Annotated in this window: 11 protein-coding genes; 6 read left to right on the forward strand and 5 right to left on the reverse strand. The window is 69.1% G+C overall.

Annotated features, from left to right (window positions below; translation table 11 throughout):
* Positions 1–15: 15 nt before the first annotated feature.
* The gene (locus RIB98_11535) at positions 16–450 is read right to left on the reverse strand and encodes a hypothetical protein (GenBank protein MEQ8841605.1); all 435 of its coding nucleotides are present in this window, start codon (positions 448–450) and stop codon (positions 16–18) included.
* Positions 447–1,982, reverse strand: coding sequence for a hypothetical protein (locus RIB98_11540; protein MEQ8841606.1), 1,536 nt, complete (start codon positions 1,980–1,982; stop codon positions 447–449). The genes RIB98_11535 and RIB98_11540 overlap by 4 nt, the downstream gene beginning before the upstream one ends.
* A gap of 223 nt (positions 1,983–2,205) precedes the next feature.
* On the opposite strand from RIB98_11540, the gene RIB98_11545 reads away from it, so the two are divergent.
* Positions 2,206–3,009, forward strand: a complete 804-nt coding sequence (locus RIB98_11545) for a PASTA domain-containing protein (protein ID MEQ8841607.1) — start codon at positions 2,206–2,208, stop codon at positions 3,007–3,009.
* 17 nt (positions 3,010–3,026) lie between these two features.
* Here the strand turns inward: RIB98_11545 and RIB98_11550 are convergent, their stop codons facing one another.
* A complete protein-coding gene (locus RIB98_11550) occupies positions 3,027–3,689 on the reverse strand; it encodes a sigma-70 family RNA polymerase sigma factor (GenBank protein MEQ8841608.1) in 663 nt (220 codons plus the stop codon).
* A gap of 475 nt (positions 3,690–4,164) precedes the next feature.
* Here RIB98_11550 and RIB98_11555 point away from each other — a divergent pair, with 475 nt between their 5' ends.
* The 5 genes from RIB98_11555 to RIB98_11575 are packed head-to-tail and all read left to right on the forward strand — an operon-like array spanning position 4,165 to position 11,206.
* The gene (locus RIB98_11555) at positions 4,165–4,956 is read left to right on the forward strand and encodes a VWA domain-containing protein (protein MEQ8841609.1); all 792 of its coding nucleotides are present in this window, start codon (positions 4,165–4,167) and stop codon (positions 4,954–4,956) included.
* Positions 4,957–4,966: 10 nt separating this feature from the next.
* Positions 4,967–5,731, forward strand: a complete 765-nt coding sequence (locus tag RIB98_11560; GenBank protein ID MEQ8841610.1) for a hypothetical protein — start codon at positions 4,967–4,969, stop codon at positions 5,729–5,731.
* Entirely contained in the window at positions 5,728–6,984 is a 1,257-nt protein-coding gene (locus RIB98_11565; GenBank protein ID MEQ8841611.1) for a hypothetical protein, read from the forward strand. Before RIB98_11560 ends, RIB98_11565 begins: the two co-directional genes overlap by 4 nt.
* Positions 6,981–8,984: a serine/threonine-protein kinase gene (locus RIB98_11570; GenBank protein ID MEQ8841612.1), complete on the forward strand. Its 2,004-nt coding sequence runs from the start codon at positions 6,981–6,983 to the stop codon at positions 8,982–8,984. Before RIB98_11565 ends, RIB98_11570 begins: the two co-directional genes overlap by 4 nt.
* Entirely contained in the window at positions 8,984–11,206 is a 2,223-nt protein-coding gene (locus tag RIB98_11575) for a PQQ-binding-like beta-propeller repeat protein (GenBank protein MEQ8841613.1), read from the forward strand. The genes RIB98_11570 and RIB98_11575 overlap by 1 nt, the downstream gene beginning before the upstream one ends.
* Positions 11,207–11,269: 63 nt before the next feature.
* Here RIB98_11575 and RIB98_11580 read toward each other — a convergent pair whose 3' ends face one another.
* Both RIB98_11580 and yaaA read right to left on the reverse strand, forming a co-directional pair.
* Positions 11,270–13,042: an S-layer homology domain-containing protein gene (locus RIB98_11580; protein MEQ8841614.1), complete on the reverse strand. Its 1,773-nt coding sequence runs from the start codon at positions 13,040–13,042 to the stop codon at positions 11,270–11,272.
* Between the two features lie 183 nt (positions 13,043–13,225).
* On the reverse strand, positions 13,226–14,002 hold the full coding sequence (gene yaaA, locus RIB98_11585; protein ID MEQ8841615.1) for a peroxide stress protein YaaA: 777 nt from the start codon (positions 14,000–14,002) through the stop codon (positions 13,226–13,228).
* Positions 14,003–14,126: the final 124 nt, after the last annotated feature.

Genomic DNA, 14,126 nt, shown 5'->3' on the forward strand with positions numbered 1-14,126 from the left:
GATTCAGGGCGTCGTTCAAACGAACCGGCCTCCGCGGTAGCGCCAGCGCGGCGCGATGATCACGAGCGGCCCGTTGGCGACGGCCCAGACGAGAATCCACAGCGTCGAGAAGTGCAGGAGGAACGCATCGAGGGGAACGGGGTCGCCGAGGACCGAGGCATCGAGGAGGAGGAACACGACCAGTCCCTCGTTGAGCCCGGTGAGGAGCCCGAACAGCGTCGGCCAGTCCTTCTCCCATCGGATCTGCTGCAGGCCGTGGTAGACGAGCTCCCAACCGAGGCCGACAACGAGCGCGACCACCACGGCCCGCACGCCGGCACCGACGGCGTCGCGGTAGCTCGCGTCGGCGATCGCAGCCACCGCGGGGCCGATCACGATGCTCCAAGTGAGGCCGAGTACCGAGAGCAGGACGACCCTGGTCTGGAGCCGGCCGAACAGGGTCGGGGTCACGGCGCCACCCCCCTCATCCAGCGAATCCATTGTCGGATCGAGGCGCGGGTGCCGAAGCGGGGAATCGAACCGATGCGAGCGAGCTCGTCGGCGATCTGCAGCGCGACGTATTGGAGGCCCAGGAACGAGTCGACCGGGGCGTAGGGCCCGCCCAGGGTGATCGATCCGGATGCGAACATGCGACCGGGCCCGGACGCCGTGCCGACGAGCTCGAAGCAGGGTGTCACGTCGAGGCGGCCTCCGGGATTCGTCGAGGCGCCGGTGTGGTCGAGGATGTCGGCCAGGATTCGGCTCTCGCGGATGTCGCCGAGCAGGCCGGTGGCGTCGATCACGTAGTCTGCCTCGAGCGACTGGGTGCCCCCGGTGCCGAGCGCGATGTCGAGGGCCAGACCCGTTCCCGACGGGCGGACCTCGTCGACCTGGCCGACGAGTTGCTGGTACGCGCCGGTCGACTTGGCCCGCTCGATCTGACGCTGCCAGTCACGCCGTGGCGCGGTGTTCGTCCCGCCGATCACCTTGAGGTAGTCCTGGCGGGCCGTCGGGTCCATCTCGAGCAACGTGGTGCGCAGTTGCCCGCCCCACGACGCCTTCGGGTAGTTGAAGGCCTGGTAGGCGAACCCGTCGTGCCCCGGCCGGCGGAACAGGAAGTCCCCCTGCGGACCTTCGACATAGTTGCGGAAGAGGTGCAGGACCTGGGTGTCGGCGCCGTGCAGTTCGCGGTCGTCGAGAAGGCGTTGGAGCACCCGCGAAGCGACGATGCCCGCACCTCGCACGATGACCCGGCCGGGTCGCTGGCGCAGGTCGGCGTAGATGTGGTCGTGGTTCTCGTAGGCGTTCACCACGTGTACGGGATCGTGGTGGGTCTCGCGGTATCGCTGGAGATCAGGGAGGAACCGCAGACCGGGATAGCCCACGGAGACGTGGACGTGGCTCGCCCGGAGCACGATGCGAGGGCCGTCCTCGAGCCGGCCCTCGGGGTTGACGACGACGAAGTACCCGCCGTCGGCGCGCCGACGGATGGCCCGGACCTGGCCGGGGAGACGCATGTCGTTCCACCCGATCCTGGCGCACTCACGTTCGACCGAGGCGTAGACCTGCCCACCCTGCGGGGTGAAGTAGTCGCTCAGGATCGGTTCGGTGAGCACTCTCCACAGCGGTTCCAGCTTCGAACCGAGGCCCTTTCCGTGCCGAGCCTCGCGAAACGCATAGCTGGGAAATCCCCAGACGTTGTCGATCACCGAACCCGCGTCGCTGCGCAGCCGCTCGTGGTCGGGGATCTGGGAGTTGCGGGCCAGGTAGGCGTAGGTGTCGAACGGGCGCTCCAGCGGGCTGACCACGGTGATCGAGGATGTCGGTACACCCGATGCCCGGAGGAGGTCGACCAGTGCGAGTGAGCCGAGTCCGCCGCCCACCGAGACGATGGGAGCGTCGACCATCGTCTGTCCGGCACCGGTCAACCAGGCATCGTGCCAGACGTCGATGTCGAACAGTTCGTCCAACCCGGCCGCGCCACTCGGGGGTTCATTCGCCATCGATCTCTGTACTCCGTGGGTCTCATCTTGTGGAACGTACGATGCCGCAAGTGTCGCGCCGGTTCCCAATTCGTCGGCGTTATTGTCGCACGGGTTTGTCGGCGGGGCGATTTTGCGGGAACCTTTTTGCGTGGTCGCTCATCTCACTCTCCATGAGATGGTCGCGAGGCGAACGGAGCGGAGTGATGGGTGACGGGTTGAGCGGGCGCTCGGGGACTCTCCGATGAAGCGCTCCCATTTTCTCATGGTGGTCGGCGTGCTCGTCGTGGGATTCGTCGGTTTCGGGGCCGTCATCGGCGGCTACGCCACGATCGACCTCCCTGGGGGTTCGGATGGAACCGATCTTCCCGACGGTTTCGACGAGGCCGGCATCGACCGGGTCGAGGATGACGAGGACGACGACGACGGAGCATCGGTCTCCCTGCCGGACCTGCGGGACCTGACCGTGGCCGACGCCCGGCAGGCGTTGCGCGACCTCGGCCTCTCGGTCCAGGTGAGCGATCGCACGGTGGACGACGAGGACCTCGACGGTGTGGTCCTGTCGCAGGGCCCGGGGCCGGGCGTCGTGGTGGAGGCCGGTTCCGAGGTCGACCTCTCGGTCGGGACCTACGTGGCCCTCGAACCCGAACCGACCCCTGCGCCCACGCCGGCCCCGACCCCTGCGCCCACGCCGGCCCCGACGCCCGCGCCCACCCCGGCCCCGACTCCTGCACCCACGCCGGCCCCGACTCCTGCACCGACCCCGGCTCCTACACCCGCGCCGACGCCGGCTCCCACCGTCAACATCAGCGGGCCGGGGTCGCTGCCGCCCAACGGCTCGTCGTCCTACACGGCCAATGCCACGAACGCGACGCAAGCCGTGTGGTCGCAGAGCGGCGACTGTCGCATCTCCGGATCGGGCTTCACCGTGCAGGTGACCGCACCGCAGCCGTTCGCCGGGGTGACGGAGACCTGCACCCTGACAGTGACCGTTTCGGGTCCCGGCGGCAACGCGAGCGACTCGCACACCATCGCCGTGAGCGGCTGATGACCGCCGACGCGGCGTCAGTCGAGACCGAGGCTGCGGACCAACCGCTCACGGCCGCGGGCGATGCGGGACTTCACCGTCCCCGGCTCCACCCCGAGCCGCTCGGCGATCTCGTCGTAGGGCAGACCGTCGATCTCTCGGAGCTGCACCGCCGACCGGTACGGCTCCTCGAGCCCGTCGATCGCCTCGGCGATGCGAACACGATCGATGAGCACCGAACTCATGCGCCGCATCCCGGGATCGAGTTCGACCCCGAGGTCGGCGACCGGTTGGGCCCGGCGGCCCTCCCGGCGGATGAGCTGACGCGCCTCGTTGGAGGCCACGGTGTGGAGCCACGAGGTGAAACGGCTTCGCCCCTCGAAACGGCTCACCCCACGACTCACCGCCACGAGGGTGGCCTGGGCGGCCTCCTCCACCTGGTGGCGGTCGTGGAGCATCCCGCCGATGGTGGGAATCGCGAGCTCGAGCGAATCGATGAGCCCCAGGAGCGCGGCCATCGCCGTGCGATCGCCGCTGCCCGCAGCGCGTGCGAGCGGGCGCAGCGCCGTGTCGGCCAGCCCCCAGTCGCGTGCCACCTTCGCGCGGTCGAGCGCGAGCTCCAGTTCGGGCAGCGCCCGTCGGTCGCCGTCGACGATCCGTACCGCGAGGTCGGCAAGCGTGGGTTCCTCCGGCGTCGCCATCAGGCCGAGCCTAGATCGTCGCTGCCCGCCGGTTCGCTCCGAATGAGGGCGGGAGTCGAGCGATGATCGTCGTTGTCGTGGTGGCGGTCGTGGTCATCGTCGTCCTTGTCGCCGCCGTGCTGGTCTTCCGTCGCGCCGACCCGGTGTTCTCGGACCCTGTGCTCGCGGAACCCCCACGCGCCGATCCCCCGCGCGCCGAACCCCCGCCTTCCGAACCGTCGGTCGGCGCCGCTCCGGAGCCGAGGCGGGACGCAGCACCGGCGCAGCGGTCGCCCGGACGTGGTGGCACCCGAAGGCCCCGGCAGTGTCCTCGGTGCGGTGCCCACGATCCGGTGCCGAGTGGGCCGACCGGTTTCGACTGCGCCCACTGCGGCGCCGGCTGGAATGTCGACGAAGGTGAATGGCCGGACGTGCATCTCGTACTCTGGCGCAGAACCAACGAGCAGGCGGCGTCGTCCGTCGAAACGAGAGATCAGTGAGCTACACCCAAGAGATCAGTCGCGTCACCCCCGGGTGCATCATGTTCCTGGTGGACCAGTCCGGTTCCATGGCCGAGCCGTTCGCGGGCGACGAGACGACCACGAAGATGGATGGCGTGGCCACGGCCGTGAACCGCATCCTGTTGGAACTCATCCTGAAGTCGGTGAAGGACCACGACGAAGGACCGCGTCACTACTTCGACATCGGTCTGATCACCTACGGCGCCGAGGTCGGCTCGGCGTTCGGCGGATCGCTCGCCGGCCGCGACCTCGTGTCGATCGCGGAACTGACCGAGAATCCGCTCGAGCCGGAGCAGCCGATCTGGCTCGCACCGAAGGCCGAGGGCCGCACCCCGATGGGGGAGGCGATCAATCAGGCCGGACGGATCCTGGCCGGTTGGGCCAACGAGCACCTCGACAGCTTCCCTCCCATCGTCATCAACATCTCCGACGGTGCGGCCACCGACGAGGCCGACGTGTGGGTTCAGCGCCTCACCTCGATCCACACCGAGGACGGCGCGCTGCTGTTCTTCAATCTCAATGTGGGTCGATTCCGCGACGAGCCGGTGATGTTCCCCTCCAGCGTCGACGAGGTACCGAACGAGTACGCCGCCCAGCTCTTCGAGTACTCGAGCCAGCTTCCGCCGGCGATGCTGCAGGAGGCGTCGCGTTCTCGGGCAACGCCGCTGGCCGCAGGAGCCCGCGGGTTCGGCTACAACGGCGATTTCCACGCGCTCACCGACTTCCTCGTGACCGGCACGCAGGTCAGCCTCGATCGAGCGACATGATCAGCGCGACATGACGAGCGTGCGGCTGGACCTCGCGTCGTTCGGGCAGGCGAAAGACGGCTATCGATCCCACGAGTGGGAGGACAGTGCCGCCCACAGCTTTCGCTCCGGCCGCTTCGCCGTGGCCGACGGCGCCACCACTGCGTTTCGGGCCCGGGCCTGGAGCCACATCCTCACCGCCGGGTGGCTGAGCGACCCCTTCGCGATCGACGACGACGACGAATGGGTCGAGTGGTTGGCTCGCCGGGCCGCGATCTGGGATGCCGATCTCGACGGACGAGAGGACGACGCGCCGTTCTATGTCGTGGCCGCCGCGAACCGCGGCAGCTTCGCCACGTTGCTCGGTGTCGAACTCGGCGTCGACGACGGCGAGTTGTGCTGGCGGGCCCTCGCCGTGGGCGACGCCTGCCTGTTCCATGTGCGCGAGGGCGCGTTGCTGCAGTCCTTTCCGGTCACCGATGCCGCCGAGTTCGGGAGTCACCCGGCACTCGTGCACTCGGGAACCACCACGGGCCCGGGCGCTGTCCGGGGGGTCGAACGGGCGCGGGGCAGCCTCATCGAGGGTGATCGAGTGCTCCTCGCGACCGACGCGCTGGCCGAATGGGCGCTCCTCGCCGGGAGCACCGACCCGGGCGTGTGGGAGCGTCTCGGCACCATCGACGAAGAGGGATTCGGCCGTCTCATCGCCGAACTCCGGGCCGGCGATGCCCTGCGAAACGATGATGTGACGCTGCTGCGCTGTGGCGTCTCGATCAGTTCGGCGGTCCGGCGATGACCGACGAGGTGCGCTGGCCCGACGCAGGCGAGTACGCCCAGGCGGCGCGTTCCCCGACCGAGTTCCTGCTCGACGACGAGCTGCGCCAGGGCAAACTCCGCACCTCGCCGTTGGGCATTCCCCTTCCCGCGACCGGTCGGAACGCGGCGGTGTTCCGGCTGTTGCTCGACGAGGGGTCCGTGGCGGTGCGCTGCTTCACGCGTCAGCCTCGCGATGGTCGCCGTCGCTACGACGCGCTGCGGGCCTACGTCGAGCGCACAGCGATCCCTGCGTTCGCGGACGCGCGGTGGCTGCCCGATGCCATCGCGGTCGGCGCGCAGCGGTTTCCGATGATCCGGATGGAGTGGGTCGACGGTCTCAACCTCGACCGCTATGTCGAGGCGCACATCGAGGACCGCAACCGGCTCGCCGACCTCGCCGAATCATGGATCGAGCTCCTCCACGCGCTCGAGGCCTCCGACGTCGCCCACGGCGACCTTCAGCACGGCAACATCCTGGTCGAGGCCGACGGCGCCATCCGCCTCGTCGACCTCGACGGGATCTGGACGCCGGCGACGACCGATCTCGTGCCCAACGAGGTCGGTCATCGCAACTATCAGCATCCGCAGCGGATCACCGGCGGCTACTGGGGGCGTTCGGTCGATGCCTTCTCCGCGCTCGTCGTCGCGGTCAGCCTCGAAGCGCTCGCGCAGGAGCCGGGGCTGTGGTTCGAGCACAACGACGGCGCCAACAACCTCCTCCTCGCCGAGGCGGACTACATGGCGCCCGGCGACACCCCGGTGTGGGCCGACCTCGACGCGTTGGCCGATCCGGTGCCGTCTCTGGCCGCCCGCCTTCGAGACGCGTGTGCGGCCGACGTGGCTCGGCTGGCGAAGCCCACGGAGATGGTCCGGGTACACGGCATGCTCACCACCCCTGCGCCGCCTGCCTTCATCACCGAGCGCATCGGGCCCGCAACCGGCGAGACACCCGTCGTGCCGGACTCGGCCCCGGCCCCGGCCCCGGCACCGGCACCGGCGACACCGGTGCCCGTGCCTCGCGACGACCGACCCGACCTCGACCCGGTCGGCGGAGAAGCGCCCCGGCCTCCCGAGCCGACGCGGCCTGATCCCGCACCGAGCCCCGGCGCCGGTTCGAGTGGGCTCTCGGCCGGCATCGTCTTCGTCCTGTTCGCCACGATCGTCGCGATCATCGTGGTGTTCGTCGGCGTGGCGACCCTCGGGCTGACCACACCGGTGGGATGGCTGGCGTGACCGACACGTTCGACATCGCCACGTTCGGTGCCTACGAGACCAGGGAGTTTCTCGGAATGGGGAGCTTCGCAGAGGTGTACCGCTGCTATCACGCCGATCTCGACACCGAGGTGGCGGTGAAGGTCCTGCACCGACACCTGTCTCGTCAGCCCGATGTGCGCGAGCGGTTCCTCCAGGAGGCCCGCATCCTCTGGCGAGCCGAGCACCCCAGGGTCATCCCGGTGCATCACGTCGACGTACTGCCCTCGGGACAGCCCTACTTCGTGATGCGGCTGGCCGAGTGCGGCAGCCTCGGATCGCAGATCGAGCGACGGATGGTCGAGTCCGGGGGACCGTTCGAGTTGCCGGCGGTCGTGGGGCTGGCCGGCGAACTCGCCGAGTGTCTCGATGCCGTCCGGGCCCGAGGGGTGGTCCATCGCGACCTCAAACCGGAGAACGTGTTGGTGCGCCGGGTTCGAACCCCCGACCCCGACCGCGTCGCTCGCTGGGGTCTGCCCGCCGATGAGCGGCTCACCCTGGCCGACTTCGGACTCGCGAAGGTGTTGGCCGAGGGCACGAGCATGTTGTCGCAGTTGGGCGGGACCCCCCACTACATGGCCCCCGAGCAGATGTCGCTCACGGCTCGGCTCGACTGGCGGGCCGATCTGTTCGCCGTGGGAGTGATGACGTTCGAGCTGGCGGTGGGCGAGGTGCCCTGGCCGGAGCGAACCGTGGAGAACGCACGGGACATCGATCTCGACCTCGTCGACGCTCACGAGCGCAGCGGGGGGACTGTGCCGATCGGCTTCGACGACGTGATCCGGCGAGCCGTGATGCACGACCCCGAGGATCGCTACGAGTCGCCGTCGGCGTTCGTGGACGCGCTGACCGAGCTCGTCGTCGATGATGCCGTCGACGACGACGAGCCCATGACGCACTCGATCATCGAGAGAATTCGGATCCTCGCCGACGGACTGGACGATTCCGTGCGTCGCGGCGACCGGCCGGTCCGCACTCTCGTGGCCGACGCACTCGACCGGCCCCGACGCCTGGTGGTGGTCGGTGGAGAGCGAACGACGCCCGACGGGCTCACCCTGCGGATGCTCGGACGACGGGTTGAGCCGGGCCGAGGATCGCTGCTCGGCCATCGGGTCACGAGGATCCGCCAGGGGGACGAGCTGCGGCTGCTGGCCCGCACCCTCGCCGGCGACGAGGTGCTCGGCCACGTGGACCATGACGACAGCGGGCGACTGCGCCTGGAGCTGGCGGTGTCGCCATGGTCGGTCGACACCCTCGAGCTCGAGCTGCCGGGTGACCATTTCGGCGGGGTCGAACTCGTCGACGTGCCCTGGTCGGTCGTGCGGGCCGAGGCGGGTGGCGCCGCGGCGTTCATCCGCGAGGCGGATCTGGTCGTGCTCGGACTGCCCATGTCGACGGCGGTCGCGGCCGCCAACCTCGACACGCTGCTCGGCCTCCTCCTGGAGTCGGTCGTCGGTCCGGTCGGCGTGGTCGGAGTCCAGGCCGCTGCCTCCTTCGAACAGATGCCGTTGCGCCTGCCGGGCACGCTCGAGGTCCTGTCGTCCGACGACGCCGCCGAACTGCGGGCGTTGACCGATGACGTCCTCGGCGGCGAGCGGGGGGTCTCGCTGGCGGCCAGCCGGGCGCTGGCCCTGCTGGCCCCCGAAGCCGAACGCTTCGACGACGAGCTCGACGCGATACGCCGCGACGCCCCCGAGCTCGACCGATTGATCGCCGCCCGATCCGTGGTGGTGCAGCGCTCGGTCACCGTCGACGAGCGCGACGAGCTGGTGCATCTGCTGGGTCGCCGGGCGCCCCAGACCCGGCTCGGGCTGGCGCCCGACGCGGACCCGGCGACCGTTCGCAGGGTCGCCGCCGAGCGTCGCCGACGTTGGGAGTGGGCGCGCTCGCGTGCGACCTCGGGCGGTGAGCGGGCCCGGATCCTCGATGCTGCGCTCGGCGCTCTCGGCGGGCTGATCGAACTTTCCGAAGGAGCGAACTGATGGCAGGCGACACATCCCTTCTCGTGGTGGTGGGCCGACGCACGCTTCACGGCGCGGTCCTCACCGGGGACGGGCCTCTCGCGGTCGCGGACCGCGAGGCATTCGACGAGATCGCGGCGCTGCGCCGTGGCGATCTGGGTCCGCTCCGCCGCTGGATCGCGCAGACGGCGCGCGACGCCGGCTCGACGCACCCGAGCATCGACCGCATCGTCCTCGTCGCCGGCCCGTGGGCCCGACCGCCGCTCGTCGCCCTGGTCGGTGAACGAGTCGACGGTGTCGAGGTCACCGAGATACTCGACGACGGGCTCGCCTCGCTGGCCGGGGCCGCAGACCTCGTCGAGGACCGCGAGCGGTTCGTCCTCCTCGACACGGATCGTCGCCTCCTGCTGCGGGTCGCAACTGACGAGGGCATGGTCATCGAAGAACGCGTCGAGATCGCGGGCTCGGCATCCGAGGCCGAGGTCGCCGCAGCAGCCCACGTCGTCGAGCACTTCGACCCCGAGCGCGACGGGCCGACCGTGGTGGTGGTCGCCGACGCCGAGCACGACGTCGGGTCGTTGACGACCGCCCTCACGGCCGGAGGCTGGGTGATCGTCGCCGCGTCGACCGACCGGCTGACCGAGGGTGCGGCGTCGATGTTGACCGGCTTCTCGATCGCCGACCGTTCCGGTGGTCAGTCCCAGGTTCTGGGCCCCAACGAGTGGGAGTACGACACGGCGACACTCTCACCGATCGGTGCCCCTGACGTCCGTGGCGATGTTCCGACTCTCGACCCAGCCGAATCGACCGAGGCCTCCGACCTCCTCGATCGGCCGACGACGCTCGCCGGAGAGGAGATCATCGCCGACCGGCCGACCGAGGAGGCTGTCGACCGGCCGACCGAGGAACGTGATCGGCCGACCGAGGAGGCTGTCGACCGGCCGACCGAGGAACGTGATCGGCCCACGGTGGAGAAGCGCTCCGAACTGCCGCCTCCGGTTGCTTCGCCCACGGGTGCGGCGGGGCCGCGCACCTCGAGCGATGTCGCGGCCGACCGCGTGGCGGCGGCGACGGAGGGCGGACCCGAGATTCCGGCGCTGGTCGCAGGGGCGAGCATCGGGGCCATCACCCTGGCGGGCGTGGCCGCGCTCGTGATCCTCGGGGGCCGTGAAGAGGTCCTGCCGGCCGCCGAATGCGACGCCGCCTTCGCGGCGACGATCGATGCCGACGCCGTGGTCGCGCTTCCCTCGGCCGGGCCGGACGTGACGGAGCGGTGGCAGGTCGATCTGGGTGGGCCCTCTGCCGTGGCGCCCGCCATCGTCGGCGGCATCGTGGTCGGTGTCGACGTTGGCAGCGGCGACACCCCCTCCGTCGTGCGGGCCTTCGACGCACGCAGCGGTGAACAGGTCTGGTCGCGCATGCTCAGCGGTCGTGTGTTCACTGCACCGGTGGTCCAGACGGGATCCCCCGATCTGGTGTGGATCACCGACGACTCCGGCCGTCTCACTGCGTTCGACGCATCCGGCACCGAACTGGGCGGATGCTCGATCCCGACCGCAGTGCGGTCCCTGGCCGTCGTCTCGACCGATGCGGGCCCCGCGTTGGCCGTCGTCGGCACCGAGGGCGGCGTCGTTCGCGGCCTCGCCTCGGGGCGGGAACTGTGGTCGGTGCAAACCGGGGACGCCGTCCGTTCCGTGATCTCGACCCCGGCGGGAATCGCCGCGGTGACCGACGGGGGCGAGCTGCTGATCCTCGACCCGGACAATGGCGCGATCCGGGTCCGCACCGGACTTGGTGGGTCGGCCTCGTCGCCCCTGCTCGTGCTGGGTGACGACCTGGTGTTCGCCACCGCCGATGGAGAGGTGGTCAGGGTGACGACCGGCGGCGAGGAGGTGTGGCGCACCACGCTCGATCGCGAGGTCCGGGCCCCGCTGGCCACCGTCGACGGCGACGTCTTCGTGCCCTCCGTCGACGGTTCGCTCGTGCGGGTCGACGGTGATGACGGCACGGTCGTGGACGAATTCGATCTCGATGCCGCCGTCGACGGTGGTGTCGCGGCCCTCGACGGCGGAGTGGCGACCGGCGACGATCTCGGACGTCTGGTGATCCGCGACCTGAGGACGGACGAGCCGTTGGCGATCGTCGAGTTGAACGGCGCGGTCAACGGGGGTCTCGGGGTCGGCGACGATCTGATCGCCGTGGTCGACTCGGGTGGGATCCTACGGGTGCTCGAGGTGCGCTGAACGAGTCGCCGTCAGTGACGGCGACCCGTTCCCACGGACTCGAAACGGCGCCTCGGCGGGCGTCTACAGGGTGCGAGCGAAGCGCTCGAGGAAGGCCGCGATCTCGGCTCGGGTCACGTCACCGTTCGGCGAGAACGTGGCCGACCCGGCGGGCTTGCCGGTGGTGATCCCGAGTTCCTTGGCCCAGGCGACCGGGAGCTGCCACCAGCTCGGTCCCGCGACGACATCGATGAAGCCGTGGTTCGGGTCGGAGACCGTCGGTGAACCGGCGAGGCGCCACAGGAACGTGACGAACTCGGCTCGGGTGACCCGGTCATTGGGGACGAAAGTGGATGGCGTCTTGCCGGTGGTGATGTCGTAGAAGGCGAGCCACGACACCGCCCGCTGCTGCCAGCTCGCACTGACGTCGTTGAACGGGTGGGGCGGGACGGAGATGTCCGTCACCTGGGCGAAGCGAGCCAGGAACGCCGCCGCTTCACCGCGGGTCGCAGGATCGTTCGGGGCGAAGGCCGTGGGGGACTTGCCGGTCGTGATCGCGTTGGCGGAGAGGAATCCCACGCCCTTCTGCATCCAGAGCGCGGTCACGTCGCGGAAGGGGTGCGACGTCTGGTCCGTCCAGCAGGGCACCTCGAACGAGAGGTAGAGGGACCCGTAACCGTTGTACGGACAGTCGGTGAGATCGGCCGGCGCGACCCCGGTCATCGAGTTGATCCACGGCGAGAAGCCGGCGACGTTGGTGAAGCGGGCCGGGAAGGTGGCGTTGCCACAGGTGGGCGTCTCGGGTTCGGAGGGGTCGTCGCCGAGCGTCGACGTGACACCGACGAGCAACGGCTCGGCGAAGCGGACGGCCTGGAGCGGTCCGCCGGAGTCGCCGAAGCAGGCCGAGGGCAGACCGTCGTCGAGATCGCCGGCGCAGAGATGGGCGCCACGGATGTAGCGCGTCTGGCCGCATCGGTCGACGAAGTCCTCCAGCTCGGCGACGTCCGGGAACGTGGTGAAGCTCTCCGACAGGATGGTCGTCGAGCCCGCTTGGAGGCGGTCCTGGAAGTCCGTCTGGGACGCAGAGGTGATGCCGAAACCGGCGACCTGGGCCGCCGCGTACTTGCTCGGATGGAAGAGGTCGCCGTTGTAGGCGATCGGCTCTGCGCTTCGGGAGATGGAGTCGAGTTCGATCAACATCAGGTCCGCGTAGTTGTCCTCGAACTGACCGTCCTGGTCATAGTCGAGGATGCTGTAGTCGGGGTGTTGGGTGAGCGAGAACGGGAAGCCGAACGGTCCCCAGTCGGTGAAGTCGCCGCTGTCGATGTTGGCGGGAAGGGTCTCGAACAACAGTGTCGACAGTGGGTCGACCACGTTGCTCTGTCCGAAGATCGTCCAGTACAGGTTGTCGTTGAGGTCGTCCTCGTTTGCGTCGACGAACTCCCAGCAGTGTGCCGCGCTGATCGCCCAGAACTCACCGAGGAAGCTCGTGGTGCAGTAGTTGATCAGGGTCTCTGCGGGCCCGTTCTGGATGTAGTCGAAGATGTTGACGCTCACGACGGCGCCGACGTGGGGGTAGTCGGCCACGTTGGCGGGCGCCCCGCCGACCACGCTGAGTGACAGATCGTCGTCGGTGGACGGAGGCTTCTCGGCGGCGACGAGGCCATCGATGTCGAGTTGTTCGAGCGTGGCGACCTGGCCGCTCGCGTCGACAGGAGCTGATGGCTCGGCGTTGCTGATGATGTCATCGCTCTGCGCGTCGGCCTCGCCCGGTGGGGTTTCCGCAGCGGCCACGGGCATCATCAGCGCCGAAATGATCGATGCGACGACGACCAGGGTTGTCAGCCGGAGTTTCATGGGTCTCTCCCTCAAGAGTCGTCTGCCGACTGTCGGCGGACGCACGATGCGATGCATCGATGATCGGGAATGTTCCGAGAAACTCCCTCTCGCCATCGGCGAGAGTATCGGAGTGCAGGTCGAGAGGAAAGAGGACCCCCGCGCCGCCGTTTCCCACGTTGCGTGGTCGGCGCGACGCGTGCGTCAGGAGGTGCGCACGAACACCGGGCGGTCGGCCTGCGAGCGTTCCTTGTCGTAGCGGTAGCCGTCTTCGGCGAAATCGAGCAGCGCCCGGGGCGACTTGATGCGGTTGCGGATGATCCAGCCGCTCATCGCGCCCCGGGCCCGCTTGGCGAAGAAGCTGATGATCTTGGGTTCGCCGCCGGCCTTCGCGTCGAGGAAGACCGGGCTGACCAGGCGACTCTCGAGCTTCTTCTCGTCGACCGCACCGAAGTACTCGTTGGACGCGAGGTTGATCAGCGCGTCGGAGCCGGGGCTCTCGGCCAGATCGGCGTTGAGCTGCTCGGTGATGGTGTCGCCCCAGAAGGAGTAGAGGTCCTTGCCCCGGCTGGTCGACACCGTCGACCCCATTTCGAGCCGGTACGGCTGCATGAGGTCGAGGGGCCGGAGCACGCCGTAGAGCCCCGACAGGATGCGCAGCGTCTTCTGCGCATGGGTGAAGTCGCGCTCGCTGAAGGTGCGTGCCTCCATGCCCATGTAGACGTCGCCGTTGAAGGCGAGCACCGCGGGACGGGCGTTCTCGCGGGTGAACGGGGTTTCCCAGTCGAGGAAGCGCTCGTGGTTGAGCTCGCCGAGTTCGTCGGAGATGCTCATCATCTTCGAGAGATCCGACGGCGACTTCTTCGCCATCACGTCGACCAGCTCGCGGGCCCGGTCGAGCATCCGGGGCTCGGAGTGTTTCTTCGTGGGCAGCTTCGACTCGTAGTCGAGCGACTTGGCGGGCGAGACGACGATCAGCACCCTTCTGTTCTACCAGCGGATGTCCGTTCAGCCGTCGGCCGGTCGGCCGACGTCGGCTTCGGTATCGTTTGCCATGATCTCCGAGGAATTCGCGCCGCTCTTCCTGACCACGATCAATTCGATC

This window comes from Acidimicrobiales bacterium, from assembly GCA_040219515.1.
GTDB lineage: Bacteria > Actinomycetota > Acidimicrobiia > Acidimicrobiales > Aldehydirespiratoraceae > JAJRXC01.